This is a genomic window from Sphingomonas sp. (assembly GCF_035714405.1).
Lineage (GTDB): Bacteria > Pseudomonadota > Alphaproteobacteria > Sphingomonadales > Sphingomonadaceae > Sphingomonas.
This window is the reverse complement of the sequence record NZ_DASTMA010000003.1, coordinates 60,656-85,582: the sequence shown is the minus strand read 5'-3', so window position 1 is coordinate 85,582 and position 24,927 is coordinate 60,656. Positions and strand designations below refer to the sequence as shown.

Here is a 24,927-nt window from a genome sequence, read left to right as displayed (position 1 = left end):
ATCAAAACCTATAGCTCGCGCTCACCCCGAACTCGCGTGGGCGGCCATAGCTGTCCTCCGCCAGGCCGAACGCGCCGGAGATGTTGCCGGACACCAGGTACAGCGACTTTGTCAAATTAGTCCCGAATACAGATAGGCTCACCGCTTTGTTGGGCAGGGTATAGCTGATCCTCGCGTTGAGCAGGCCATAGCCGGGTTCGGTGATGATCGGCGTGTTCGCGACGTCCTGGAAGATCCGGCTGTACATCGTGTAGTCCGCGCGGAATGCCGCCTCGCCTCCGCTTGCGAATTCATGGGTAAGGTCAAGGCCCGTGGTCACCGTCCATTCGGGCGCCTTGACGAACCGGCTGCGCAGCGTGATCGGCAGGATCTGCGTCGGTCCCAGCCCTTCGCCGACGGACGTGTACTTCGCGTCCAGGTACCCGACCCCGGCGTTGAAGGTGAACCAGGCGGCCGGGCGCAGCACCATCTCCAACTCGACTCCGGTGATCTCGCCTGATGCCGCATTGGCGACGAAGTTGGTCGGCGTCTGGTTTAACGTCAGCTGGATGTCCTTGTAGGTCGAACGGAACGCGGCGATGTTGGTGGTCAGCCTTCTGTCCAGCCATTGCGCCTTCAGGCCAGCTTCATACGTCGTCAGCTCCTCCGGCGCGTATTGTGTCACCTCGTCGGCGTTCGCCAGCGGACGTCCGTTGAAGCCGCCTTGCTTGAAGCCCTGGGAATATGACGCATAGAGCAGAACGTCGTCGGCGGCTTTGTAGTTCACGCCGAAACGCGGGGTGAACTTTCAAAAGTGGCTTCCTTGGTCACGTTGACGAACTCGACCAGGTCTCGCTGACGCACGTTGATCGAGGTGAATTTCTTCTGATCGCTCGTATAGCGGGCGCCGAGCGTGATGCTGAGCCGCGGAAGGATCTCGAAGTCGAGCTGGCCATAGGCCGCCAGGCTTTTGTTATCGGTGTAGTTCTGGACGAACACCGCCGGCGTGAACGGCCCGACGGTCGCGAGCGGGGGTTGCAGGCCCACCGCGATGTCTGCCGTCGCGAGGTCGGACGCCTTTTCCTTGAAAAAGAACGCACCGACGACATAGCTCAGCCTGCCGTCCAGGAGCTTGCCCGTCAGCTGCAACTCCTGGCTGAACTGCCACTGCTTGTCGTCGTTGGTGGTTTGGCGGAACAGGAATGGCGAGTTGTCTCCGTCGCGGGCGAAATACGCCGTCATGTCACGATAAGCGGTGATCGACTTTATCGTGGCGCCGCTGAGATCATACGCGACGACCGCTTGGACGCCCCACAGGTCCAGGTCGTTGATGTTCGGTCCGGTAGAATAGGTCTCGAACGGGCTGGCCGTGATGAAGCTGGGATTGAGCGTCGGCTGGCCGTTGGGGGCGATGATCCCGCGGCTCGGGGCGACGAACCGGTTATAGTTCGCCAGAAACGGAATGCCGGTGATGCCCGGCACATTGCCGACCGCCAGCAGATCGAGCGGCGCCGACGTCTCACGCGCACGGGTATAATCGCCACCGATGTCGATCGTCAGGCCGCTTCCCTCCGGCTGGATGCGCAGCTTGGCGCGGAGCACCTGCGCGGAGCGGTCTCCCTGAGTGTCGCCGTCGACCAGCCGCCGGGTGTAGCCGTCGCGGTTGAGCGTCGCGGCGGAGATGCGCAGGGCCGCGACACCGCGCGCGATCGGGATGTTGACCGCCCCCTTCACGTCGATCCGGTCGAAGGTGCCATAGGTGCCCTCGACCCGTCCCGACACCGTGTTCAAATCGGGCGTTCCGGTGTTGATCAGCACCGCGCCGCCGATGGTGTTCTTGCCGAATAGCGTGCCCTGGGGTCCACGCAGCACCTGCACACTCTCGATGTCGACCGCGTCGAGCACGCCGCCGATCGACCGCGCATAATAGACGTCGTCGACATAGAAGCCGACGCCAGGATCGCTGAAGATGGCGAAGTCGTTCTGGCCGACACCGCGCACGAACACGGTCGCATTATAATTGCCACCCGACAGGGCCGCGGCGCCGTCAAAGCGGATTTTTGGTGTAAACTTCGCGATCTCGTCGAGCGTGGCGACATTGCGCTCGGTCAGCGCCGCACCCGTCAAGGCAGTGACGGCGACCGGCACGTCTTGAAGACGTTCCGAAGTGCGGCGTGCAGTCACGAGGATATCGTTACCCGTGACGGCGTCGTCCTGCGCGGCGTCCGTTCCGGCCGGCGCAGCGGCCCCCTGCGTCTCCTGCGAACGCGCAACTTGAGCAGTCGTCAGCGCGATCATGGCCGCGCCGGTCAACAGCAAACCCCTCATTTCACCCTCCTCAAGTTCACTCGTCTGGTTGTGGCTGCGCGCGGAGCGGTCGCGCTATTGGCGGCGCGGACCTTCACCAGCAGGCGAAACAACTCCGCCCGCTCGGCATCGGTCAGCGTCTCGAACACATGCGCATCGTGATCCGCGGTGATCTGGATCGTCTCGGCCACTAGCCGGTGCCCATCATCGGTGAGGTGCAGTGCGTTGCTGCGGCGATCGCGACCGGGATGGCGCGCGATCGCGTTCAGGGCGACAAGTGTATTGACCATCGCCATTGTGCTGGCCCGATTGATGCCCAGCACGCGGCCGAGCGCCGCCTGGTCGCAGCCCGGGTGACGTTCGACATGGATGAGCGCGGTCGCGCGCGCCGGCTGCAGCCCGATCTCGGCCAGCGCGTCATGCAGCCATTCCATCGACAACAGGTCGACGCGGCGCAGCTGATACCCCAGCCGAACCGCGAGCAGGCCGACCTAGTCTTCCTCGCGCGCCACGCGCCGTCCTCCCCCATCGCCGACAGCTTATATGCTGTTTGGCATAACCGTATGTCTGACATACGGTTGGCGGCATCGTCAAGCGTGGAAAGGGCCGCCTGCCGGCCTGCCCTGGTTGGGGCCGCAGCGCACCGCTCAGGGCCACTCGGCTGGCTTGCCTTCGGCGCCTGTCGTGACTCGGAGCCCACAGGCGGCAGACGTCGCCCAGATGCGGACGTAGCGCTCTACGTCGACCGGCCTATTGAGGACACGGCCCAGTCCCTCGTTCCAGTCGATTGCATGGGTCAGCGAGCCGAAACAGAACTCCGCATAAGGCTCCGGGTCGTCGCAGGTGAACTCGCCCCGTGACACGCCGCGCGCGATGATGCGGACGAACAACCCGATCACCGGATCGTAGACACGGGTCCGAAACGTGTCCGCCAAGTCCGGGAAATTGCCGAGTTCGCCTTCGACGACGCGGATGATCGCCGCCACCTGCTCATCCTTGCAATGCTGCCCCCAGAACAGTCCCAGCCACTCCAGCAGCTCGCGTGTCGTGCCCTCGAAGCCGCTGATCGCCGCGTCCACCTGATCCATCTCGGGTTGCGCCAATCGCTCGATGCACGCGCGCAGCAGGGCTTCCTTGGTCGGGTAATAGCTCCCGACCGTGCCATGGCTAACGCCCGCCTCACGCGCGATGTCGACGATCCGGGTCTTCTCGAACCCACGGCTGGCGAACTGGGTGATCGCTGCATCCAGTATCTCCGCGCCGCGTTCGGCCGGCCGCCGTCGGAAAGCAGGCGGATCAATCATCGTCGGTCACCTAATTGGATGGACATCCATCTATTAGCAGGATAGCGGCGCCGGACAAGCCGGATTACCCGGCGAGTCGGGACGGTCCACGAATGCGTCAGATCCGCGTTTCTGCCTGGGCGATCCAGAACCCGATTCCAGTCGTCGTGCTGTTCGCGGCGCTGACGCTGGCCGGCATCTTCGCGTATCTGATGCTGCCGGTGAAGCAGTTTCCGGACGCCAGCTTCCCCGCCGTATCCGTCACGGTCACTCAGAACGGCGCCTCGCCGGCCGAGCTGGAGACGCAGGTCACCCGTCCCGTCGAAGATGCTATCGCCGGCATCAGCGGCATTAAGGATATCCGATCCGCGATCTCGCTCGGCGCGTCGGTCACCACGATTAATTTCGAGATCGGCGAAGACCAACAACGCGCGAAGGATGAGGTCGAGAGCGCGATCGACCAGATCCGCGCGACCTTGCCGCGGGAGATCGACGAACCGATCATCGAACGGGTCGACATCGAGTCTCAGCCGATCCTCACCTACGCCGTCGAGGCACCCGGCATGAGCGTGCCCGATCTCAGCTGGTTCATCGACGATACAGTCGGCCGCGCGCTGCTCGGGCAGGAGGGGGTCGCCCAGGTCAGCCGCGTCGGCGGCGCGGAGCGTGAGATCAACGTCATCGTCGATCTGGAGCGACTGGCGGGCTTCGGCCTGACGGTGCCGCAGCTGAACGACGCCATCCGGCAGGTCAGCGTCAACGCCGCCGGTGGACGGCTCGAAGTGGGCGGGCGCGAACAAACGGTCCGGATCGTGGGGCAGGCCGATACCGAACAGCGGCTCCGCGATCTTAGCATTTCGCTTCCCGGCGGCCGCTACGTCCGGTTGGCGGACGTAGCCGAGATCGGCGCCGGTGCCGCCGAGGCGCGCCAGTTCGCTCGCCTCGATGGCCGACCGGTGGTCGGCTTTCAGGTGCTCAAGACCAAGGAGGGCAGTGACGTCGAGGTCGAGGACGGACTGCGGATAGCGATCGCGGACCTCGAACGCGCGCACCCGCAAATCCGCTTCACTAAGGTGCTTTCCACCGTCGACGAGACCCGCGCGAGCTTCGAGGCGACGATTCATGTGCTGATCGAGGGGATGCTGCTCGCCGCGCTCGTGGTCTTCTTGTTCCTGCGTGACTGGCGCTCGACGATGATCGCGGCGGTGGCGATGCCGCTGTCGCTGGTTCCGACCTTCGCGGCGATGCTGTTGTTCGGCTTCAGCCTCAATGTGGTGACACTGCTCGGACTGACGCTGGTGATCGGCATCCTCGTCGACGACGCGATCGTCGAGATCGAGAATATCGAGAAGCGGATCGAGCGCGGTCAGCGTCCGTACCAAGCGGCGATGGAGGGCGCCGACGCGATCGGCCTGGCCGTCGTCGCGACCACCGCGGCGATCGTCGTCGTGTTCGCTCCGGTCTCCGCCATGCCCGGCATGGCCGGCCAGTTCTTCAAGGAATTCGGGCTGACCGTCGCGGTCGCGGTGCTGGCCAGTCTCGCGGTCGCGCGTTTCGTGACGCCGCTGATGGCCGCCTATCTGCTGAAGCCGGGCACGAAGACGCATGCGCCGGAAGACCTCAGGCCATGGTATCGACGCGTGCTGACCTATGCGCTCGATCATCGCAAGCGGTCGATCCTGTTGGGAACGCTGCTGTTCATCGGCTCCGTCGCGATGATGGGGCTGCTGCCCGCAAGCTTTCAGCCGTCGCAGAATTTCGACTATGTCAACCTGACGGTGCAGGGCGCGCCCGGCGCGACCCGCGCGGACATGGAAGGCGCCGTGCGCGACACCACCGCGGTCCTTAAACGCCGGCCTGAGGTCGCCAATGTGTTCGCGAGCATCGGCTCGGGCGCGTCCGGCGGGTTTGGTCAAGGTGCGACCGGCGGCGACCTGCGCACCGGTACGATCATCGTCGTGCTCCATCACGAGCGCGATCTTTCCTCGACGGAGTTCCGCGATGCTGTTCGTCCGTCCCTGCGCGCGGTCACCGGCGCCCGGCTGAGCTTCCTCGGCGACTGGGGAACGGCGGAACTACCGATCACGCTCACGGGCGACGACGGTACGGTTCTCGCCCGGGCGACCGAGCAGCTACGCCGGGAGATGGGCCAATTGCCGGAGGTGCGCGATCCGCGTCCCGCCGCGCTTCCCGCCGCGCCTGAGGTGCAGATCGTGCCGCGTCCCGCCGAGATGGCGCGGCTGGGCGTCAGCTCGGAGACGCTGGCGACGGCGGCGCGGCTGGCCACCATTGGCGACATCAACGCCAATGTCGCCAAGGCAACCCAGGGCGAGCGCCGCATCCCGATCACGGTCCGACTGCCCGAAAGCCAGCGCACCGAAGCGGGTGCGCTCGCAGCTCTGCCGATCCCGACCGCCAGCGGCGCACCGACCACCTTGGGCAGCGTGGCCGACATCCGCTTCGAGGCGGGACCGGCTCAGATCGACCGGTTCGACCGGCGCCGACAGCAGACCATCGAAGCCAATCTGGGCGAGGGGGTGGCGCTGGGCAGTGCCGTGGCGGCCGTCAACAACCTGCCGATCATGAAGAACCTGCCGCCGGGCATCAAGCAGGCCGAGACGGGTGACGCCGAGGCGTTGTCCGAGCTGCTGAGCGCGATGGGGCTGGTGATCGCCGCCGGCGTGCTGATGCTCTACGGCGTCATGGTCCTGTTGTTCGGCAGCTTCTTCAAGCCGGTCACCATCCTTTCGGCGCTGCCGCTTGCGATCGGGGGCGCGGTGCTGGGGCTGCTGGTCACAGGGCTGGACCTGTCGCTGCCGGCGATGATCGGCTTCCTGATGCTGCTCGGGCTGGCGGCGAAGAACTCGATCCTGCTCGTCGAATACGCGATCGAGCGGGAGCGTGAGGGCATGAGCCAGCGTGAGGCCTTGCTGGAAGCGTGTCGTGAACGCGCGCGTCCGATCATCATGACCACTTTCGCGATGGCAGCCGGCATGCTTCCGACCGCGCTCGGGCTCGGAGCGGGCGCCGAGTTCCGCCAGCCGATGGCGGTGGCGGTGATCGGCGGCCTGATCACTTCCACCGCGCTGTCGCTCGTGCTGGTTCCGGTCATCTATGAGTTCGTCGATGATTTCGAGGCGTGGCTTCGCCCCAAGCTGACACGCTTCGTCACCCCGCGCGAGGCGGCGACGGAGGTGGTGGCATGAGGATCATTGTACCGCTGGTCGCCGGCTTGCTCACGACCGCCTGCGCGACCGGCACCGCGCGCGCACCGGTTACCACTCTGCCCGGCAGTTTCGAGGCGAGCGGCGGCATCGCCCCGACGATCCAGCTGGATCGCTGGTGGATCCTGTACGGAGACGCGCAGCTGACCGCGTTGGTGGAGGAGGCGCTCGCCCGCGGATTTTCGGCACGCGAGGCACTCGCCCGCCTCGACGAGGCGCGGCTGGTTCGACGAACCGCGTTGAACCGGTTCGACGTCCAGGGTGACGTCCAGGCGAACGCGTCGCGACAGCGCACCTATGATCTGGGTCCGGGTGACGGCACCGGCGTTCCGGCCACCGGCGGCGGCGGGACTGGTCCAGCCACCGGTGGCGGGTTCGCCGGCGGCGCCGGCGGCTTCGTGTTTCCGGGCCGCAGCGACAGCTATGCCTTGAGCCTGCCCGTAAGCTGGGAGCTCGACCTGTTCGGGCGCCGTTCGGCCGCGCGGCGCTCCGCGGACGCGGACCTGGAGGCGTCGATCTTCGCCTATCAGGGAGCACGCGCCACGCTCGCCGCCGACGTCGCGGATCAGCTGTTCCAGGCACGCGGCCTGGCGGTGCAGATCGCCGACGCGGCGGAAACGGTACGCATTCGCGAGGAGCTTCGCCGAATTGTCGACATCCGCGCCCGGCGTGGCCTGGCACCGCGCGCCGACGCCGATCGGATCGAGACGGACCTCGCCACGGCGCGCGCGCAGCTCGCTGGGCTGGAGGCGGAGCTGTTCGCCGCCCGTCGCACGTTGCTGGCGCTGCTCGGCCGCGCAGGAGATCGCGTGGACACAGTCCCGGCCACACCCACGCTCGCGGTACCACCGCCTGTTCCACCCGGTCTGCCGGCCGACCTCTTGGTTCGTCGCCCCGACATCCGCGAGGCCCGCGCACGGCTGGAGAGCACGCTCGGACAGCTGCGGACCGCCGAGCTTGCTCAGTTCCCCAGCTTGACCCTGACGCCAGGGATCGGACTCAACGCCCAGCGGGGCGTGTTCGAATCGACGACGGGTTTCTGGTCGATCGGGGCCGGATTAGTGGCGCCGCTCCTCAACCGGGGACGTGTACGGAACGAGGTCCGGATCGCGGACGTGCGCACCGAGCAGGCGGTGCTGGCGTTCGAACGGACTGTCCAGACGGCGTTCTCCGAAACCGACCAGGCCATTCGCCGACTCGAGGCCGATCGTCGCAGGGCCGCCGTGCTCGCCCAGGGTGAGGGTCGGGCTCGTGCCGCCTATGAGGCGGTCCTGATCCAGTATCGGCGTGGGCTGATCGACCTCCAGCGCCTGCTGGACTCTGAGGCGACCTGGCGTGCCGCGCGGGCGCAAACCGTTACGGCAAGCTTGGACGCGCTTTCGCGATCGGTGCAGCTCTTCAAGGCGTTGGGCGGCGGCTGGAGCTCCCCGACGGCACCCTCTGCCACCTACCCCAGGACGGACCCGAACTGATGCGCTCCACATTACCGATTGCTGCGCTGGCCGCGGCACTGGTCGCCTGTTCGGGCGAGGATCGGCGCGAGGCGCCAACCCCGCCGACCCCCAGATCGGTGCGGGTGGCGACGATCGAACTACGCCCGCTGGCGCAGGTAGTCGCGGCGTCCGGTACGCTGCGTCCACGTGAAGAGGCGGCCGTGAACGCGGAACTCGCCGGCTATCGTGTTCTTTCGGTGTTGGCCGATGTCGGCGATTTCGTGCGTCGCGGAGAAGCGCTGGTGCGGCTCGACCCTGCGCTGCTGGAGGCGCAGATCGCCCAGCAGCGCGCCAATCTGGATCAGCAGATCGCGCGGCAGCGCCAGGCGGCCGATCAAGCCCGGCGGGTGGCCGGCCTCGAGGGTACCGGCGTGCTGGCGGACGAACAGATCGTCCAGCGTAGGTCGGAAGCCGCGAATGCCGCCGCCGCGGTTCGCGTGGCGCGGGCGCAGCTGCAGGACACGCTGACCCGCCGCGCTCGCCTGACCGTCACGGCGCCGGTGAGCGGAATCGTGCTGTCGCGCGGGATCCGGCCCGGCGACGTGACCGGCGGGGGCGCGGCTCCCTTCTTTACCATCGCGCGCGACGGTCTGGTCGAGCTTCAGGCGGAGTTGAACGAGGCAGCCTTGCTCAGCGTTCGTTCGGGCACCCCGGCGCGCGTACGGCTCGCCGACGGAACCGAGTTCCAGGGTGCCGTGCGTATGGTCAGCCCGCAGGTGACCCCCGAAACGCGTCTGGGTCTGGTCTATGTGGGCCTGCCAGTGCGTCGGGACGCGCGGGTTGGAGGGTACGCCACCGCCTTTTTCGGCGTCTCCGCCACACCGACGGCCGCTGTGCCCGAATCGGCGGTCGCCTTCACCGCCGATGGCGCCCGACTGACGGTAGTCGGACCGGACAATCGCGCCCGCCAGCTTCCCGTCCGCACCGGCGCGCGTGGCGGTGGGTATGTCGCGGTGCTGAAGGGTCCGCCGATCGGCACGCGCGTCGCGCTTGGTGCCGCCTCTTTCGTCATCGAGGGAGAGCAGGTGCGTCCTGTGCGCTCGGGTAAGTAGCGCTATCGTCCGGCGGACGCCGCCGTGGCCAACACGGGCCCTACGTTATCATGCGGTGTGATGAGCCGCGCGAGCACCCGCGCCCCCGAGATCGTCCGCGCAGCTACGGACGAGGTTCCTCAGCCACCCGAGACCGATGTCGCGTCCACGGGCACGATGGGTTTGAACCAGTTCGCGCAACGGGGGCATGTGGAACGGCAGTTCGGCGTGTCGGAGCGGATACATGTCGCTATAGCGTTCGGCGAGGCGGCGGTGCATGACCGCCACGCGCTGTGTGCCGACGAGCAGCCCCGGCACGGTTGTGAATCCAGGGGCGATCACCTCGATGCGCCGCGAGCCCCGGAACTGTTCCATGTGGCGCTCGGCATAACCGATTTCCCTCGCCTCGGTGAAGTTGACCGCGATATGCCCAAACGCAAGGAAGCCGTCCAGCGTTACTGAGTGGCGCATGGCCGCGTTGTCCGCCCATCCGACCAGCACGTGATCCTCTTCCAATAAAGTTTCGGCGGGATGATCGTGCGCGCGGTGTTCGTTCGGAATCAGGATCATGTCGGTGACACCGCGCTCTAGGTTGCTGGCGGGGGCGCCCTGTTGAGCGAGGATCAGCGTGATCGTGATCCCTGGTGCGATCCGGGCCGCCTCACGGATCACGCGGCTAAGGACGAGTTCGATCAGGAAGTCGGACGCCTGTATCGTGAAGTGCCGGTGCGAGGTCGCGGGGTCGAACGCGCCGCCCGGTCCTGCCGTGGACTCCACCTGGATCAGCAGCTCTCGGATCGGCTCGACCAACCCTTCGGCAAACGCGGTCGGTACCATGCGCCGGCCGACCTGCACCAGCAGGTCATCCTCGAAATGCTCGCGCAACCGTTTCAGGATGCTGCTCATCGCCGATTGGCTCATGTACATGCGCCGGCTGGCCGCAGAGACGCTGCGCTCCGCCAGCAGCACGTCGAGCGCGATGAGCAGGTTCAGGTCGAATCCACGCAGTCGCATCAGCCACTCCAGCCATCCAGCAACGTATCGAGCCGATCGATATGTTGCTAGAAGAACAATCGACTTCTCACGGGGGTCAAGCGCGTTCCATACAGCGGGCAACATCGCCGACAGTAGCGGCCCAGCTGAGAGGATCGGTCGAGACCGTGCCCGGCTTTCCCCGCCACAGGACGATGAACGAGGGGAGTGGGACATGAGCGTTCGTGGCACGACGTCGTTCGCGATGGCAGGTCTGTTGGCTGTATGGGGAGCCTCTGCGGGCGCACAGACCACGTCCACGGCCCAGCCGACAGCGCCTGTCGCCAACCAAGGTGAAGAGCGGCCGGACGACGGCAGTCTGGCCGATATCGTCGTTACCGCGGAGCGGCGCTCCACCAACCTCCAGGACACGCCGCTCGCCATCACCGCTTTCACCGGCGACGCCCTGTCCAATGCCGGCGTGACCGCCGTCAGCGGCCTGACCGATGCGGTGCCGGCGCTGAAGTTCAACGCCGCTCCCGACTATCCGCAAATCTATCTGCGCGGTGTCGGCAACAACGATCTGTCCACCAACGGCAGTCCCGGCGTGGCGCTGGCGATTGATGGCGTGTTTCTGGCGCGGCCGACCTTCGGCGATGGCGGCTTCTACGACGTCGAACGGGTGGAGGTGCTGAGGGGGCCACAGGGCACGTTGTATGGTCGCAACGCGATCGGCGGCGTGATCAACGTCATCAGCCGCCGTCCCGGCTACGAGTTCGGCGGCGATACGCGTGTGGAGGTTGGCAATTACGACCTGCTGCGCGCGTCCGGAGCGCTCAACGTGCCTTTGATCCGCGGCAAACTGGCACTGCGCGGCGCGTTCCAGGCTTCGCGGCGCGACGGGTACTTCAGCAACGGGCTGGCGGACGCCGACGACGTCGCCGCACGTCTGCGCCTCTTGTTCGAGCCGACCGACCGGCTGTCCGTTCTGCTGACCGCCGACTACCTGAAAGCCAGTCCCAGGGGTACGTTCCAGCGCAACGCACCGTTCACCGGCGATCCGTGGGATGTCGGCAGCTTCGACGGGTCGGACGCCTTCAATCGCGTCGAGCGCAAGACGTTCAATGCGGAAGTCACGCTCGACCTCGCGTTTGCGGATCTGACCTACCTCGGGGCCTATAGCCGCCAGGATCAGGATCTCGTGCTCGAGTTCCAGGATCTGTCGCGACCCCGCCCGGGGCCGGGAGCCTGCCCGAACAGTCCGCTATGCTCGGGTGATTACCGACAGGAAGACGATGCCGCGAGCCGCCAGTGGACGCACGAGGTGCGCCTGTCGAACGATGCCGGACCGTTCAAATGGGTCGTCGGCGGGTTCTACCTGAAGGATCGCCGTCGCTCCTTCAGCCGGCAGCTCGAAGGCCGCCTGGACGATCTCGCCAATCCGCCGCAGATCGGCGGCTTTGCTTATCCCCGGTATGTGACCGAATCGACCGCGGTTTTCGGGCAGGCGACCTATTCGATCCTGGATGCGCTACGCGTCACCGCTGGCATCCGCTATACCAAGGATCGCAAGGAGCAGACGGTGCGCCGGATTGCGGGCGGATCGGCTCTGGACTCCGCCAACAGCTGGGACGCAGTGAACTATCGGGTCGGCGTCGATTACGATCTCGGACCGAACTCGCTCCTTTATGCCAACGCCACCACGGGCTTCAAGGCCGGGGGCTTCTTCGTCGCCAACCTTCCGCCGGACAATGTCTTCGATCCAGAGAATGTCCGCGCATACGCGATTGGATCGAAGAACCGCTTCCTCGACAACCGGCTGCAGTTGAACGCCGAAGCCTTCTACTATGATTACAGCGATTACCAGGCGACGACCTTCGGTGTCGGTACGTCCGGCAGCTTCGGGACGATCGTCCGCAACGCAGGCGAGGCGACACTTTATGGCTTTGAGGTGGAAGGGGACTTCCGCGCTACCACGGACGACCGGATCACCGCCTCCGTCGGCTACCTCTACAGCAACTACGATGATTTCCAAATCCCGTATGGGCTCAATTTCCTCGTGCCGTGCAGGTTCTTTCCGGATTGTCAGACCAACGCCGCCAGTCCCACCGGCTTCTCGCTGGTGTATACCGGGCGGGACCTGCCGTTCTCGCCAAAATGGTCGGTCTCCGGCGGCTACGAGCGGACGTTCCGCCTGACGGGGGATCGAGCGATCGTCGCGGCGGTGCAGAGCAGTTTCAGCTCACCATATTTTCTGGGCTATGAGACCACCGATCCGGAGAGCTTGCGCCGTCAGGATACCTATACTCGGACGAACGCGTCGCTGACCTATTACGGCCCCGATCGCACCTACAGCGTGGGCGCGTGGGTTCGGAACATCGAGCGGGAGGCGGTGGGCGATCTGCTGCTGTTCAATCCCAGCCTGGGCTATCAATTGGGGATCCAGGCGCCTCGCACCTATGGCGTTACCGCTACCGCACGGTTTTGAGATGCGCCGTCGCACCCTGATCGCCGCCGTCGCGGCCTTGGCGGCCTCCGCGGCGCAAGGCCAGGTCGCGCAGCCGGTGGAGACCCCGCCGCTGCCCGCCGGGGCTGATGTGTTCGCGCTCGACCTCGCCCAGACCCGCACACAATCGGCCGCCCGCAACTTCGAAGTGGTCGGGCACAGCTATCTGAAGGTTCCGCAGCGCACAGCGTTCGCCAAGGCCGAGGCGCGGACCGGACCGGAACTCGGATCCGGCACCAGCAGCGTCGCGGTATTCGACGGTGTCGCCTATGTCGCCGGCTACAGCTATCCTCCCACGCTCTTCGGTGTGTTGATGGTTGATATCCGCGACCCCGCCAACATGAAGCCTCTCGGCTTCGTGCCGTGCAATGCCGGCACCCGCTGCCCTTATCTGCGCGTCGATCGTCGGCGTAAACTGCTGATCTACGGCAATGACCCCGACCGCACCAATCCGGCCGCGGCTCCGGGAGGAAAGGCACAGGCGGGCTGGGCCTTTGTCGATGTTTCGAACCCACGCCGTCCGCGCCGGGTCGGCTTCGTGGCGGTGCCCGACGGCGCCACCACCCATGGCATGGAGATAGACGGGCGCTATCTCTATGGCTGTGGCGGCGTCCGCGCCGGGATGGAACGCGAGGCGATGCAGATCATCGACTATGCCGATCCCCGACGGCCGCGCGAGGTGGCGACCTGGCATGTGCCTGGCATGCTGGCGGGTGAGACCCCCGGCCCGCTTGACCGCCCCGGTCCCGATGGCAAGCCGCAAATCCTGCAATGCCACGAGATCGTCTACGACCATGACCGGCTCTACACCGCCTGGCGTGACGCGGGCGTGAAGATCTTCGACGTCAAGGATCGCACCCGTCCACGGCTGATCCAGACCTATGACTATGTGCCGCCGTTCGCAGGCGGTTTCCTGGGCGCGACGCATACCGCGTTGCCGGTGATCACCCGACCGGGCACTCCGCCCGACCTGCTGGTGCTGGTCGACGAGATCTTCGACTGCCCGAGCGGGTTCGGTCGCATCCTGGACGTGTCGGACATGAAGAACGCCGACGTCACTGCCGGTCGGCGCGAGGCTAGCCTACAGATTGTGTCGACGATTCGCGCGCCCCACGTCCAGGATAATTACGAGCGCAAGGCGGACAAATTCGCCTGCCCGCGCCCGATCAGCGGTCCGTTCGGCGGGCGGTCGAGTTCCATCCACCTGCCTCTGCTCGATGGGCGTACATCAAGCCTGTTGTACGTGACCTGGTATGATGAGGGCCTTCGCGCCTTCGACATCAGCAATCCCTTCGTTCCAACCGAGATCGGCTATTATCTGTCACCGCCCTATACCGCACCCGGCGGCTATGAGATCGCGCCGGGGATCAAGGCGGATGAACGCACCGGTCGGCAAACGCGCGAAGTCGCGCAGGATCCCGACACCGGCCTGATCTATGTAACGGACGGTAATGGCGGCGGCCTGACCGTGTTGCGCTACACCGGCTCTTTGCCGCCGCCGCCGATCCCCGCGGCACGGTAAGCGCGCCGGCGCCACCGGTCACTGACGGGAGGCCGTTCCGGCGTCCATGGGCGCCTCTCCGCGTGGGAGGCTAGGTGGAGATGTCGAGCGGCGGGGGCACACCCTCGAACGCGGTGATGTGGTCGATCATCAGCTGGAAGGTCCAACCGTTCGACAGGCGTATGCGGGCCGTGTAAAGCAGGAACGGGTGGGCCCCGGCCTCGAACAGGGCCCGATAGTCCATCGCGAACAGATCAGCGCGTTCCTCGTCAGTCAGATCACGTTCGGCGAGAAATGCATGGCGGTCCGCGCAAAAGGCCGCGCAGGCGCTATCGTCGCGCGCGATCTGCCACAATACCTTGTCCACGGCATAGCGGCTCATGACGGCTCTCCGTTCAACCGTGCCTCGTCCCATTCGAGGAAGAGGCACAAGGGATGCGCGTTGGACGGAATATACCGGTCGCGGCTAATCGGTGCGCCGTTCGCGATCCCGAGGGCGAAGACATAGGCAAGAAAGCCGGGCGTGTTGTTGCCTTGTTCGTACATCTCCTCCCAGCTGCTGCGCGCGATTACGCCGGGGATGTCGTTGCGGACGATCAGGTCATGCACCGCCCGGTCCCACGCGGTTTCTGCCATCTGCATGTGGCGCATCATGTGCGGGCCGCCGACGCCGTTCGTCAGGTGCCCGGTGGCGATCACCGCTACCCGGATGTCGTCATCATAGGCGTCGATGATCTCGCGCACCACCTGCCCGACCTTCAGGTACCTGCGCGCAGGCGGCACCGGCGGCGCCAGCACGTTGAGGAAGATGGGAACGATCGGCAGGTCGCCTTCGGGCCGTAGGAAGTTGAGCGGGATCGTGAAGGCATGATCGGCGACGAACTCGTCCGAATAGGCGAAATCCACATCGTGTTCGAAGCCTTGCGTTAGGATCGTCCGCGCCAATTCCCCGGCGATCGGCGCATGATAGGACTGCAGGCCCCAATCGGCCATTTCGTACGATGGCGGCCCTGTCATTGTCCGCGCCTTGCCGATCAGGAACGGCGGCATGTTGTTCATGAAGAACTGGCAGAGATGATCGTTACCGACGATCACGATCACGTCGGGGCGCGCGTCGGCCAACGACCGGCGCACGCGGGCATACTCGGCCAGCACCGCCTTGGTTGTCTCGGCCGGGGGAGGCCCCTCGCCGCGCGCGGCCGCCGGCAGCGTGGGCTCGTGGGGGACGACCACCATCTTCACCAGCCTAGCCATCCTCGATACTCCACCGCCATGCCTATGCCCGACGCGATGTGTGCGGTGTGGCGTGCACCGTGTCGCCGAGCAACACGATTCGGCCGCGCGCCGAGGACTTGGGCTGGATCATCGCGGCCACAGGGCGATAGTTGACGCAGCCGGATGCGGACAGGGTGTCGCGCACCCACCCACGGTGCCGCTGAAGTCGGCGATCTTCTCGCGCAGGCGGTCGTGGCCTTCGGCCTCCTCGAACCGGGTGCTGGGCGCAAGCGAGCACTGTCGCGCACGATCAGCTTTACCCACCATCAAGGCCTCGGTGTGCCAGGGCACCGGCCAGCATGCGCCGCAATCGGTCGATGACTTTATCTGCGAGCGGGGCGATCGGCAGCATAGGGGCCGTCGCAACCCGTGGGTTGAGATTTCCCGCGACTCACCCCATCTGACAGCGCTCCATGCCCTTCACCACCCTTCCGCAGCCCTTGGCCGAGGCGCTGACCGCGCGCGGCTATTCCGAACCCACCCCTGTCCAGGCGGCGGTGCTACAGCCCGATGCGCAGGGCCGCGACCTGCTCGTCTCTGCGCAGACCGGCTCCGGCAAGACCGTCGCGTTCGGCATCGCCATCGCCGGCCAACTCCTGACCGACGACAAGCTGCCGCCCGCCGCAGCACCCCTGGCGCTGGTAGTCGCGCCGACGCGCGAGCTGGCGCTGCAGGTCAGCCGCGAGCTGCTGTGGCTGTTCGGCCCCGCCGGCGGGCGCATCTCCACCTGTGTCGGCGGGATGGACGCCGCCAAGGAACGCCGCTCGCTGGCGCACGGCGCACACATCGTGGTCGGTACGCCGGGCCGCCTGCGCGACCATCTGGAGCGCGGCAGCCTCGACCTCTCCTCCTTACGCGCGGCCGTGCTCGACGAGGCGGACGAGATGCTCGACATGGGATTCCGCGAGGATCTGGAGCAAATTCTCGACGCGACCGCCTCCGAGCGCCGGACGTTGCTGTTTTCCGCGACGATCCCCAAGCCGATTGTCGCGCTGGCGAAGCGTTATCAGCGCGACGCGCTGCGCATCTCGACGGTGGGCGAGGATCGCGGCCATGGCGACATCGCCTATCAGGCGGTCGCCGTGTCGCCGTCCGACATCGAGCACGCGGTCATCAACCTGCTGCGCCTGCATGAGGCGGAAACCGCGATGCTGTTCTGCGCCACGCGCGACAACGTCCGTCACCTCCACGCCAGCCTGCTCGAGCGCGGCTTCGCGGCGGTGGCGCTGTCGGGCGAGCATTCGCAGAACGAGCGCAACGCGGCGATGCACGCGCTGCGCGACGGCAGAGCGCGCGTCTGCGTCGCGACCGACGTCGCCTCACGCGGCATCGATCTGCCGACGCTCAGCCTCGTTGTCCATGTCGAGCTGCCGCGCGATGCCGAGACGCTACAGCACCGTTCCGGCCGCACCGGCCGGGCGGGCAACAAGGGTGTGGCGGTGCTGATCGTCCCCTATCCGCGCCGCCGCCGCGTCGAGATGATGCTGCGCGGCGCGCGGATCGCCTTCGAATGGGTAGACGTGCCCACACCGGACGCGATCCGTGCCGCCGATCACGAGCGGCTGCTGACAACGCTGCTGGCGCCGGTCGAGGTCGAGGAGGAGGACCGCGCGCTGGCCACACGGTTGCTTGCGGAGAGATCGCCGGAGGACATCGCCGCGGCACTGGTCCGCGTCCATCGTGCGCGCATGCCGGTACCGGAGGAGCTGATCGAGGCATCGGCGAGCGCGCCGCGGCAGGATGGTCACCGTGCGGGCTTCGACGACACCGTCTGGTTCCGGATGGATGTCGGCCGTCGGCAGAACGCCGACCCGCGCTGGATCCTGCCGCTGATCTGCCGTCGCGGTCACCTCACCCGCGCGGAGATCGGCGCGATCCGCGTCGGTCCGGGCGAGACCTGGTTTCAAATCCCGCGTCCGCTCGCCGCCAAGTTCATGGCCGCCGTGACCCGTACCGCCGATCCGAATGGCGAGGACGAGAGCGGCGTGCGCTTCGAGCAGGCGCATGGCGAGCCGCCCAAGGCGGGCGGTGCGCAGCGTGGCGGCCCCAACCGGCCACAGCCGGCGCGCCACCAGCCCAAGCCGTACGGTCCCGGCAATCGCGAGCGGTGACGCCCCGGCCGTGAACAGGCGCATCCTGGTCGACGCCGACGCCTGTCCGGTCAAGGATGAGATCTACCGCGTGGCCTGGCGCCACGAGGTGCCGGTGACGATCGTCAGCAACAGCCACTTCCGCGTCCCCGCGCATCCCTTGATCGAGCGGGTGGTGGTGAGCGACGGCTTCGACGCGGCCGACGACTGGATCGCCGAACGCGCGGACATAGGCGCGGTGGTCGTCACCGCCGACATCCTGCTCGCCGATCGCTGTCTGAAGGCCGGGGCCACCGTGCTCTCGCCGACCGGCAAGCCTTTCACCGCCGCCTCGATCGGCAGCCAGATCGCGACGCGTGCCATCATGGCCGACTTGCGGGCAGGGGGCGATCAGCTCGGCGGCCCGGCGCCGTTCGCGAAGACCGACCGCTCGCGTTTCCTCCAGGCGCTCGATACCGTGCTGGTACAGATCGCCCGCGCCAAATATTGACCTGAAGACGGCAAGTGTTACGGACGCTCCGGTTAAAGGAGCGTATCAATGGCTGACGACACTACCGACCTCAACGCCGTCGAACTTGCGGTCGAACTGACCATCGCCTGGCTCGGCAACCCGAACACCCGCAGCAATGCCGACGACGTGCCCGCGTTCATGGGCCGGATGCACGACACCGTCCAGCAGCTGATGGGTAGCAACACGACCGATGCCGCGGCCGAGCCGGTGCAGGACTATCAGGGCAAGGTCACGGCGCGCAAAAGTCTCGCGTCGAAGGATCACATCATCTCGATGATCGACGGCAAGCCTTACAAGACGCTGCGTCGCCACCTCGCGACCAACGGCCTGACACCTGACCAGTATCGCGAGCGTTATGGCTTGAAGCCGGATTATCCGATGGTGGCCGAGAACTATTCGGAGAGCAGGCGGGCCATGGCGAAGCAGATCGGCCTTGGCCGCAAGCCCGGCCAGAAGAAGGGCGAGCCCGCTCCCGCCGCAGCGGCGACGCCGGCAAGCGGCGGTCGTGGCCGCAAGAAGGCCACGGCTCCCGAAGCAGGCGCCGAGTAAGTACGGGCCCTAGGCTGGTCCCGCCGCCTCGATCGGGCGGCGGGCCTCCTTGAGGCTAGTCCACGAACTCAACCAGCCGGACACCCCTGTCCGCCAGCTTGAACATGATCCGGGTCAGGCATTTGCGGCTGGACGAACTCGGCGCGTGAACGCGGACGGGAACGCCGGCGGCCCATTCGGCGGCGCGTGCGTCGAATTCCCGGCTCGATAGGATGCGGTCGGCGACCGACACGTCGCAGCGGCGCTTGCGGGCGATCACGACCACATCGGTGGGCGCCGCCTGCACCAGCAGCGCCAGCAGGATCATGCCTGCGCCGCCTTTGTCCGCGCGCTCAGCGCCCAGCGCAGCACCCCCGCGGTGGCGCTCGCCCCCAGCCGGATGGCGGGACGGCGCAGCGTCGCCACCTCGCGCCGGTGCAGCGCCGCCGCCCATGGCTGCATCAGCTCGACGCCTGCCTGCAACAGCAGCGCCTGGATCGGCGCCGTAGCCCCATTGGTCGCGGGCTGGTTCATCAGCGCGTCCGCCACCGCCTTCGTCCGGGCGTCGTAGCGCAGCGCGGGACGCACCCGGCGGAAATACTGGGACGTCGCGCGTCGCGTTTCCGGCACGTCGGTCGCGCCCATCATCCGCGCCAGCACCGCCATCTCCGCCAGATATCGGTCTTGCCGCGCCCCCGACATCCCCGGCTCGCGATAGGCGATGTAGGCACGCAGGAAGCAGTCGGCTTCGGCGACATGGACCCAGGTCAGCAGCGCGGGATCGTTGGCGCCATAAGCTGTGCCGTCGGGCAGCGTCCCGGTGACGTGATCGTGGATGCGCCGCACCCGCGCGATCTGCGCCTCGGCGAGCGCGGTCGGACCATAGGTGGTGCCGGCGACGAACTGCGCGGTGCGGCGCAGGCGCCCGGCGGGGTTCTTCTCCCAGTCGCTATGGTCCCATACGCCGGCCAATGCACCCGGATGCAGCATCTGCGTCATCAGCGCCGCCACTCCGCCGATCATCATCGACGAGAAGTCGCCATGGACGGCCCAGGCGATGGAGCCCGGCCCGAACAGCCCCGGATCATCGGCGTCGCGCGTCAGGTTCATCTGTCCCGCGCCGACCAGGCGGTGGATCTCGTCCCGAATGGTGTCACGGATGGGGGGCATGGAGGTAAGGTAGGGACGTCGAGGCCGGATGCTAGCACCTACTCCTCCCCGTTCACGGGACGGGGAACCGCCGCGCATCGCGGTGGTGGAGGGGGGCAGGTGGCGAACGACGCCCTTGCGGTCGCCCCCTCCGTCAGCCGCTGACGCCGCCACTCCCCTCCCACGGGAAGAATTCGATGCCTGCACGGACGAGCGAGGGTAAGCCGGCCCCATGCGCTCGCTCGTCATCCTCACCGGCGCCGGCCTGTCCGCCGAGTCCGGCCTTGCGACCTTCCGCGGCCCCGGCGGGCTGTGGGAGGGGCAGCGGGTGGAGGACGTCTGTACGCCCGAGGCGCTGGCGCGCGATCCGGCGCTGGTGCATCGCTTCTACGACGAGCGCCGCGCAGGTCTCCGGCGGGTCGAGCCCAACCCCGCGCACCGGGCGCTGGCCACGCTCGACCGCGAATGGGCGGGCGAGCTGCTGGTCGTCACGCAGAATGTCGACGACCTGCAGGAGCGTGCCGGGGCGGAGCGCCTCGTCCACCTCCACGGCGAGCTCAACAGCGCGCTCTGCGCCGCCTGCGAGGCGCGGTGCCATTGGAGCGGCGATCTGCCGCCCGGCACCTCCTGCCCGACCTGCGCCGCGCCGACGCTGCGCCCCGACATCGTCTTCTTCGGCGAGATGCCCTATCAGATAGAGCGAGTGCAGGACGTGGTCGCTGCCTGCGACCTGTTCGTCTCGATCGGCACCTCGGGCGCCGTCTATCCCGCCGCCGGCTTTGTCCAGGCCGCGCGCTATGCCGGTGCCCGCACTCTGGAACTCAACCTGGAGCCGTCCGCCGGCAGCGGATGGTTCGACGACAGCCGGCTGGGACCGGCGACGGCGCTGGTACCGACATGGGTCGATGAAATGCTAAAATAGATCAGTCACTTTCGAGTGGCTCGGACCGGCTGCGCAATAAACTTTGCACGGCCGTCGCAGGTTTTCCACCGGTATCCTCAGCCGGAGATCAGCCGTGTATTTCCACGACAAGCGCCTGCAATACCCTGTCACCGTCACCGAGCCCGATCCCGCCTTCGCGCGCGCGCTGCAACAAGCGATCGGCGGCGTCGAGGGCGAGATCCGCGTCTGCATGCAGTATTTCTTCCAGGCCTGGGGCAATCGCGCGCCCAATTCCAAATATCGCGACATGCTGCTCCACACCGCGACGGAAGAGATCGGTCATATCGAGATGCTCGCGCATGCGGTGGCGCTCAACCTCGACAAGGCGCCGGCGCACCTTCAGGAGGAAGGCGTCAAGGACAAGCTGGTCGGCGCGGTGATGGGCGGGGAAAGTCCGCGCACCAAGATCGAGGGCATGATCCACAAGAACCTCTTGTCCTCGGGCATGGCCGCGATGCCGATCGATTCCGACGGCGTACCGTTCAACATGAGCAACATCTATGCGTCGGGCAATCTCGCCGCCGACATGACCTGCAACGTCGCCGCCGAGGCCACGGGTCGCGTGCTCGCGGTGCGCCTGTACAACATGGCGCATGACGAGGGCATGAAGAAGATGCTCAGCTTCCTGATCGCGCGCGACACCATGCACCAGAACCAATGGAAAGCGGTGCTGGAGGAGATCGGCGACGACACCGGTGCCTTCCCGATCCCCAACAGCTTCCCGCAGGAGATGGAGGACCGCGACTTCTCGTATCAGTTCGTCGCTACCGCCGCCGACGGCTCGGTGCCGGAGGGACGCTGGACGCAGGGGCCGTCGATCGACGGCAAGGGCGAGTTCCAGGTGTTCCAGCACAAGGCGATGGGGGAGGTGCCCGATCTCGGCCCCGCTCCGCCGACCAGCGGCGCACAGACGGAGCAGATTTCGACCGCCAAGGGCCTGGAACCACCGACTTACGCGTGATGCCGCGGAGTTGCTGATCCTCCGCAGCCGGGGAATCAGGCTGCTGACGATCGAGGGAGAGCCTTGCCGGCCCCGGAAGGTGCTGGCGGGCGCCTCTCCCGTCCGATAAAGGAGCGGTCAGGAGATCGTCATGTCGGAAACCATCCCCGTCGCGCTCGCCGAACACTGGCGCGTCTATCTGCAAGGCCTGGTGCAGAACCGCCGTTTCGCGTCGGTGGATGACGCAGTCGAGAGCGCGTTGCGGTTGTTGGAGGCGCATGAGAGCGCCGACGACCGACTTGCCCGCCTGCTCGAAGAAGGCGAGGCTACCGGCGGCTTTGCCGAATGGGATTACGACGCGTTCAAGGCCGAGATGCACCAACGTCACGATGCCCGCAAAGCGGCTTGAACTCGGCGCGCGTGCCCGCGCTGACCTCGACCAAATCTGGACGTTCACCGCCGCGCAATGGGATCCCCGGCAAGCGGACGAATATACGAATCGACTAAATGCGGCGATGGTGGGCCTGGCGAACGGCTCGCCAATCGGTCATCTCGCGAGGGACAACAGGTACCTTGTTCTGCGGTTCGCCGCGCACATGATCTACTTCCGAGCCGAAGCAAACGCCATCAAAGTCGTTCGCATCCTTCATGGCCAGCAGCTACCCGAGCGCCACCTGCCGCCCGAAGCCTAATCAACCCAGTCCAGCCCCATCCCCCGATACGCCTCGCGGTCCTCGTCCCAACCTGCCTTGACCTTGACGTGCAGATAGAGGTGGACGGGCCGGCCCCACAGCTCGGCCAGTTCCGTGCGCGCGGCCGCGCCGATTCGCTTCAGCTGCTGCCCGCCCTTGCCCAGCACGATCGCGCGCTGCGTCGGGCGCTCGACGGTGATCAGCTGCCGGATCTCGACCGAGCCGTCGGCGCGCTCCTCGAACGCCTCGGTATCGACCAGGCTGGCATAGGGCAGCTCGGCGTGGAGCTGGCGGAACAGGTGCTCGCGCACGATCTCGGTCGCCAGCGCGCGCTCGCTCGCGTCCGACACCTGGTCCTCGGGGTAGTGCCATGGTCCTGCGGGCATTTGCGCCGCCAGCGCGCGCTTCAGCTCGGGGACGCCGTCGCCGGTCTCGGCGCTGACGAACCAGGTTTCGGCGAACGGCACCGCCGCGTTCAGCTTCTCGGCATGGACCAGCAGCTTCTCCTTGGTCGCGACATCGACCTTGTTGAGCACCAGCCATTTCGGCTCGGATCGGTGCGCGATCGCGTCCACCACCGCCATCACCCTGGGGCCGATGCCGCCCTTGCCGTCCACCACCAGGCACAACAGGTCCGCGCCCTCCGCGCCGCTCCAGGCGGCGGCGACCATCGCCCGGTCCAGCCGTCGCTGCGGCTCGAAGATGCCGGGCGTGTCGACCAGCAGCAGCTGCGCCTCGCCTTCGATGGCGACGCCGAGCAACTTGGCGCGTGTCGTCTGCGCCTTGGGACTGACCGCCGCGACCTTTTGCCCAACCAGCTGGTTGACCAGCGTCGACTTGCCCGCATTGGGCGCGCCGACGATTGCGACCAGCCCACAATGCGGGGTCATACGCCGATCTCCTTGGACGCGCGTCTGGGCACGCTGGGGTTCCTGGCGGAGATGGCCTTCGCCTTCCTGATTGGCGCCGTCGCCTTTAGCTGCCGGAGTAGTCGCCGTGCCGCCTGCGTCTCAGCCTCGCGCTTGGTGGAGCCGGTGCCGGTCTGCTCCGCCTCGCCCACCCGCACGCTGACGGTATGCTGCCGGGCATGGCCCGGACCGCTCTGCTCGACGATCGCATAGACCGGCAGGCCGCGGTTCTTGGCAAGTGCCCAATCCTGCAGCTCCGCCTTGGGGTGCTTGGGGGCCGCGTCCTCGCGGTTGAGGCGGCTCTCCCAGGCCTGGCGCACCCAGCCGCCCGCCGCTTCCAGCCCCGCCTCCAGGTAGAGCGCGCCGAGCAGCGACTCGATCGCGTCGCCCAACACATAGTCGCTCTCGCGCACCCCGTCGTCGCTGGCCTGCTTGTTGAGGCGCAGATGCGCGCCAACACCGATCTCGCGCGCCACCTCCGCACAGATCGCGCCGGAGACGAGAAGGTTCAGCCGTCGCGTCAGCTTGCCCTCCGGCTCATCGGGAAAGAGCTGGTACAGCCACTCCGCGATGCTCAGCCCGAGCACGCGGTCGCCCAGGAATTCCAGCCGCTCATACGACCCCTCGTCCTCGCGGCTGCCGTGCGTCAGCGCACGCGTCCACAAGGCGAGATCGGCGGGCGCATGGCCGAAGGTGGCGGTCACCCAGACCTCGAGATTGCTCAGAACCCCTCCCCGATCCGCTCGGGCCGCGCGGCGCTGAACCACGTCCAGGGCTTCCAATAGGAGGCCGTGCCATCGGTCGAAAAGGCAGTCACCAGCGCGCGGCCCTCGACCCGCTCCGCCGGGATATAGCCCATGCCCGTGGGGAACGGAAACCGGCTGTCGGCGGAATTGTCGCGATTGTCGCCCATCAGGAAGACGCTGTTTGCAGGCACGCTGTACAGGCCGGTATTGTCGCCATCGGCGTTGGGTACGGTGTCGAGCACGACATAGCTGCGCCCGCCCGGCAGCGTCTCGCGGTAGCGTTCGTACCGACACACGGGCTTGCCCTCCAGCACCTCGGTATGACCCGGGGGGCAGCGGGTGAAGTTGGGCGTGATCGGCAGCACGAAATCGGCGATACGCTGCTTGGGGATTGCCTGCCCATTCAGGATCACCTGCCCGCGCCGCACCTGGATGGTGTCGCCGGGCAGGCCGACGACGCGCTTGATGACGTCGTGATCGTCGTGCGCCGGGTTGGTGTCGCCGGGTGGCGCGTCAGGCGAGCGGAACACGACCACGTCTCCGCGCGCCGGCATGCTCCACCTGACGGTCGGGAACAGCGGCAACCCCCAGGGCAGCGACCAGCGCGAATAGCCGTAGGGCCATTTCGCGACGATCAGGTAATCGCCCACGAACAGGCGCGGCAGCATCGATTCCGAAGGGATGACGAAGGGTGCGGCGATGAACGAGCGCAGGATCAGGATGCCCAGCATCACGGTGGCGAGGAACCGCACCGTCTCCTCGGTCTCGCCGCGCTTGCGCTTCGCCTTCGCCATGGTCAGCGCGTTGGCGACGTGGCGCGGGGGCGTCAAGCCGGGGTGTTCCTGCATC

At 66.9% G+C, this 24,927-nt stretch carries 24 protein-coding genes; 12 read left to right on the top strand and 12 right to left on the bottom strand.

Annotated elements, in window-relative coordinates; genetic code table 11:
* Window position 1: 1 nt before the first annotated feature.
* The 4 genes from VFQ64_RS01010 to VFQ64_RS00995 all read right to left on the bottom strand — a co-directional run bounded on the left by VFQ64_RS01010 (window position 2) and on the right by VFQ64_RS00995 (window position 3,590).
* On the bottom strand, window positions 2-766 hold the full coding sequence (locus VFQ64_RS01010) for a TonB-dependent receptor (protein ID WP_325101432.1): 765 nt from the start codon (window positions 764-766) through the stop codon (window positions 2-4).
* A complete protein-coding gene (locus VFQ64_RS01005; RefSeq protein WP_325101431.1) occupies window positions 763-2,307 on the bottom strand; it encodes a TonB-dependent receptor in 1,545 nt (514 codons plus the stop codon). The genes VFQ64_RS01010 and VFQ64_RS01005 overlap by 4 nt, the downstream gene beginning before the upstream one ends.
* On the bottom strand, window positions 2,304-2,720 hold the full coding sequence (locus tag VFQ64_RS01000; RefSeq protein WP_325101430.1) for a MarR family winged helix-turn-helix transcriptional regulator: 417 nt from the start codon (window positions 2,718-2,720) through the stop codon (window positions 2,304-2,306). The genes VFQ64_RS01005 and VFQ64_RS01000 overlap by 4 nt, the downstream gene beginning before the upstream one ends.
* Before the next feature lie 213 nt (window positions 2,721-2,933).
* The gene (locus tag VFQ64_RS00995; protein ID WP_325101429.1) at window positions 2,934-3,590 is read right to left on the bottom strand and encodes a TetR/AcrR family transcriptional regulator; all 657 of its coding nucleotides are present in this window, start codon (window positions 3,588-3,590) and stop codon (window positions 2,934-2,936) included.
* A gap of 92 nt (window positions 3,591-3,682) precedes the next feature.
* On the opposite strand from VFQ64_RS00995, the gene VFQ64_RS00990 reads away from it, so the two are divergent.
* The 3 genes from VFQ64_RS00990 to VFQ64_RS00980 are packed head-to-tail and all read left to right on the top strand — an operon-like array spanning window position 3,683 to window position 9,338.
* Window positions 3,683-6,775 carry an efflux RND transporter permease subunit gene (locus VFQ64_RS00990; RefSeq protein ID WP_325101428.1) on the top strand — a complete coding sequence of 1,031 codons (3,093 nt, stop codon included), beginning with the start codon at window positions 3,683-3,685 and terminating at the stop codon, window positions 6,773-6,775.
* Window positions 6,772-8,265 (top strand): TolC family protein, encoded by a 1,494-nt coding sequence (locus tag VFQ64_RS00985; protein ID WP_325101427.1) that lies wholly within the window; start codon window positions 6,772-6,774, stop codon window positions 8,263-8,265. Before VFQ64_RS00990 ends, VFQ64_RS00985 begins: the two co-directional genes overlap by 4 nt.
* Entirely contained in the window at window positions 8,265-9,338 is a 1,074-nt protein-coding gene (locus tag VFQ64_RS00980) for an efflux RND transporter periplasmic adaptor subunit (RefSeq protein ID WP_325101426.1), read from the top strand. The genes VFQ64_RS00985 and VFQ64_RS00980 overlap by 1 nt, the downstream gene beginning before the upstream one ends.
* A 48-nt stretch (window positions 9,339-9,386) precedes the next feature.
* On the opposite strand, the gene VFQ64_RS00975 is transcribed toward VFQ64_RS00980, so the two are convergent.
* A complete protein-coding gene (locus VFQ64_RS00975; protein WP_325101425.1) occupies window positions 9,387-10,286 on the bottom strand; it encodes a LysR family transcriptional regulator in 900 nt (299 codons plus the stop codon).
* On the opposite strand from VFQ64_RS00975, the gene VFQ64_RS00970 reads away from it, so the two are divergent.
* Both VFQ64_RS00970 and VFQ64_RS00965 read left to right on the top strand, forming a co-directional pair.
* On the top strand, window positions 10,213-12,777 hold the full coding sequence (locus VFQ64_RS00970) for a TonB-dependent receptor (protein WP_325101424.1): 2,565 nt from the start codon (window positions 10,213-10,215) through the stop codon (window positions 12,775-12,777). The genes VFQ64_RS00975 and VFQ64_RS00970 overlap by 74 nt on opposite strands.
* Window position 12,778: 1 nt before the next feature.
* Window positions 12,779-14,317 carry a hypothetical protein gene (locus VFQ64_RS00965; protein WP_325101423.1) on the top strand — a complete coding sequence of 513 codons (1,539 nt, stop codon included), beginning with the start codon at window positions 12,779-12,781 and terminating at the stop codon, window positions 14,315-14,317.
* A 70-nt stretch (window positions 14,318-14,387) separates the two neighbouring features.
* Here VFQ64_RS00965 and VFQ64_RS00960 read toward each other — a convergent pair whose 3' ends face one another.
* Window positions 14,388-14,678, bottom strand: coding sequence for a hypothetical protein (locus tag VFQ64_RS00960; RefSeq protein WP_325101422.1), 291 nt, complete (start codon window positions 14,676-14,678; stop codon window positions 14,388-14,390).
* On the bottom strand, window positions 14,675-15,550 hold the full coding sequence (locus VFQ64_RS00955) for a hypothetical protein (protein ID WP_325101421.1): 876 nt from the start codon (window positions 15,548-15,550) through the stop codon (window positions 14,675-14,677). The genes VFQ64_RS00960 and VFQ64_RS00955 overlap by 4 nt, the downstream gene beginning before the upstream one ends.
* A 434-nt stretch (window positions 15,551-15,984) precedes the next feature.
* Here VFQ64_RS00955 and VFQ64_RS00950 point away from each other — a divergent pair, with 434 nt between their 5' ends.
* Genes VFQ64_RS00950 through VFQ64_RS00940 form a run of 3 tightly spaced genes read left to right on the top strand, consistent with a single transcriptional unit; the run spans window position 15,985 to window position 18,721 of the window.
* A complete protein-coding gene (locus VFQ64_RS00950; protein ID WP_325101420.1) occupies window positions 15,985-17,682 on the top strand; it encodes a DEAD/DEAH box helicase in 1,698 nt (565 codons plus the stop codon).
* 10 nt (window positions 17,683-17,692) lie between these two features.
* A complete protein-coding gene (locus VFQ64_RS00945; RefSeq protein WP_325101419.1) occupies window positions 17,693-18,151 on the top strand; it encodes a YaiI/YqxD family protein in 459 nt (152 codons plus the stop codon).
* A gap of 48 nt (window positions 18,152-18,199) precedes the next feature.
* Window positions 18,200-18,721, top strand: coding sequence for a MucR family transcriptional regulator (locus VFQ64_RS00940; RefSeq protein ID WP_325101418.1), 522 nt, complete (start codon window positions 18,200-18,202; stop codon window positions 18,719-18,721).
* Between the two features lie 55 nt (window positions 18,722-18,776).
* On the opposite strand, the gene VFQ64_RS00935 is transcribed toward VFQ64_RS00940, so the two are convergent.
* Together VFQ64_RS00935 and VFQ64_RS00930 are read right to left on the bottom strand one after the other, a co-directional pair.
* A complete protein-coding gene (locus VFQ64_RS00935; protein ID WP_325101417.1) occupies window positions 18,777-19,028 on the bottom strand; it encodes a hypothetical protein in 252 nt (83 codons plus the stop codon).
* Window positions 19,025-19,870: an oxygenase MpaB family protein gene (locus tag VFQ64_RS00930; RefSeq protein ID WP_325101416.1), complete on the bottom strand. Its 846-nt coding sequence runs from the start codon at window positions 19,868-19,870 to the stop codon at window positions 19,025-19,027. The genes VFQ64_RS00935 and VFQ64_RS00930 overlap by 4 nt, the downstream gene beginning before the upstream one ends.
* A 211-nt stretch (window positions 19,871-20,081) precedes the next feature.
* Here VFQ64_RS00930 and VFQ64_RS00925 point away from each other — a divergent pair, with 211 nt between their 5' ends.
* The 4 genes from VFQ64_RS00925 (at window position 20,082) to VFQ64_RS00910 (ending at window position 22,424) form a co-directional block, all read left to right on the top strand.
* The gene (locus tag VFQ64_RS00925) at window positions 20,082-20,771 is read left to right on the top strand and encodes an NAD-dependent deacylase (protein WP_325101415.1); all 690 of its coding nucleotides are present in this window, start codon (window positions 20,082-20,084) and stop codon (window positions 20,769-20,771) included.
* A gap of 94 nt (window positions 20,772-20,865) precedes the next feature.
* Complete coding sequence (locus VFQ64_RS00920) at window positions 20,866-21,753, top strand: manganese catalase family protein (protein WP_325101414.1); 888 nt, start codon at window positions 20,866-20,868, stop codon at window positions 21,751-21,753.
* A gap of 130 nt (window positions 21,754-21,883) precedes the next feature.
* Window positions 21,884-22,141, top strand: a complete 258-nt coding sequence (locus tag VFQ64_RS00915; protein WP_325101413.1) for a ribbon-helix-helix domain-containing protein — start codon at window positions 21,884-21,886, stop codon at window positions 22,139-22,141.
* Window positions 22,122-22,424: a type II toxin-antitoxin system RelE/ParE family toxin gene (locus VFQ64_RS00910; protein WP_325101412.1), complete on the top strand. Its 303-nt coding sequence runs from the start codon at window positions 22,122-22,124 to the stop codon at window positions 22,422-22,424. Before VFQ64_RS00915 ends, VFQ64_RS00910 begins: the two co-directional genes overlap by 20 nt.
* On the opposite strand, the gene era is transcribed toward VFQ64_RS00910, so the two are convergent.
* The 3 genes from era to lepB are packed head-to-tail and all read right to left on the bottom strand — an operon-like array spanning window position 22,421 to window position 24,872.
* Entirely contained in the window at window positions 22,421-23,314 is an 894-nt protein-coding gene (gene era, locus VFQ64_RS00905) for a GTPase Era (protein WP_325101411.1), read from the bottom strand. The genes VFQ64_RS00910 and era overlap by 4 nt on opposite strands.
* Window positions 23,311-24,036, bottom strand: coding sequence for a ribonuclease III (rnc, locus tag VFQ64_RS00900; protein WP_325101410.1), 726 nt, complete (start codon window positions 24,034-24,036; stop codon window positions 23,311-23,313). Before rnc ends, era begins: the two co-directional genes overlap by 4 nt.
* Window positions 24,037-24,053: 17 nt before the next feature.
* Entirely contained in the window at window positions 24,054-24,872 is an 819-nt protein-coding gene (gene lepB, locus VFQ64_RS00895) for a signal peptidase I (RefSeq protein WP_325101445.1), read from the bottom strand.
* Window positions 24,873-24,927 lie beyond the last annotated feature (55 nt).

Bases quoted from the DNA above. Each gene is read 5' to 3' on its own strand.
- VFQ64_RS01005 (WP_325101431.1), bottom strand. From the start codon at position 2,307: ATGAGGGGTTTGCTGTTGACCGGCGCGGCCATGATCGCGCTGACGACT.
- VFQ64_RS01000 (WP_325101430.1), bottom strand. From the start codon at position 2,720: ATGGAATGGCTGCATGACGCGCTGGCCGAGATCGGGCTGCAGCCGGCG.
- VFQ64_RS00995 (WP_325101429.1), bottom strand. From the start codon at position 3,590: ATGATTGATCCGCCTGCTTTCCGACGGCGGCCGGCCGAACGCGGCGCG.
- VFQ64_RS00990 (WP_325101428.1), top strand. From the start codon at position 3,683: ATGCGTCAGATCCGCGTTTCTGCCTGGGCGATCCAGAACCCGATTCCA.
- VFQ64_RS00985 (WP_325101427.1), top strand. From the start codon at position 6,772: ATGAGGATCATTGTACCGCTGGTCGCCGGCTTGCTCACGACCGCCTGC.
- VFQ64_RS00980 (WP_325101426.1), top strand. From the start codon at position 8,265: ATGCGCTCCACATTACCGATTGCTGCGCTGGCCGCGGCACTGGTCGCC.
- VFQ64_RS00970 (WP_325101424.1), top strand. From the start codon at position 10,213: ATGCTGCTCATCGCCGATTGGCTCATGTACATGCGCCGGCTGGCCGCA.
- VFQ64_RS00965 (WP_325101423.1), top strand. From the start codon at position 12,779: ATGCGCCGTCGCACCCTGATCGCCGCCGTCGCGGCCTTGGCGGCCTCC.
- VFQ64_RS00960 (WP_325101422.1), bottom strand. From the start codon at position 14,678: ATGAGCCGCTATGCCGTGGACAAGGTATTGTGGCAGATCGCGCGCGAC.
- VFQ64_RS00955 (WP_325101421.1), bottom strand. From the start codon at position 15,550: ATGGCTAGGCTGGTGAAGATGGTGGTCGTCCCCCACGAGCCCACGCTG.
- VFQ64_RS00950 (WP_325101420.1), top strand. From the start codon at position 15,985: ATGCCCTTCACCACCCTTCCGCAGCCCTTGGCCGAGGCGCTGACCGCG.
- VFQ64_RS00940 (WP_325101418.1), top strand. From the start codon at position 18,200: ATGGCTGACGACACTACCGACCTCAACGCCGTCGAACTTGCGGTCGAA.
- VFQ64_RS00935 (WP_325101417.1), bottom strand. From the start codon at position 19,028: ATGATCCTGCTGGCGCTGCTGGTGCAGGCGGCGCCCACCGATGTGGTC.
- VFQ64_RS00930 (WP_325101416.1), bottom strand. From the start codon at position 19,870: ATGCCCCCCATCCGTGACACCATTCGGGACGAGATCCACCGCCTGGTC.
- VFQ64_RS00925 (WP_325101415.1), top strand. From the start codon at position 20,082: ATGCGCTCGCTCGTCATCCTCACCGGCGCCGGCCTGTCCGCCGAGTCC.
- VFQ64_RS00915 (WP_325101413.1), top strand. From the start codon at position 21,884: ATGTCGGAAACCATCCCCGTCGCGCTCGCCGAACACTGGCGCGTCTAT.
- VFQ64_RS00910 (WP_325101412.1), top strand. From the start codon at position 22,122: ATGCCCGCAAAGCGGCTTGAACTCGGCGCGCGTGCCCGCGCTGACCTC.
- era (WP_325101411.1), bottom strand. From the start codon at position 23,314: ATGACCCCGCATTGTGGGCTGGTCGCAATCGTCGGCGCGCCCAATGCG.
- lepB (WP_325101445.1), bottom strand. From the start codon at position 24,872: ATGGCGAAGGCGAAGCGCAAGCGCGGCGAGACCGAGGAGACGGTGCGG.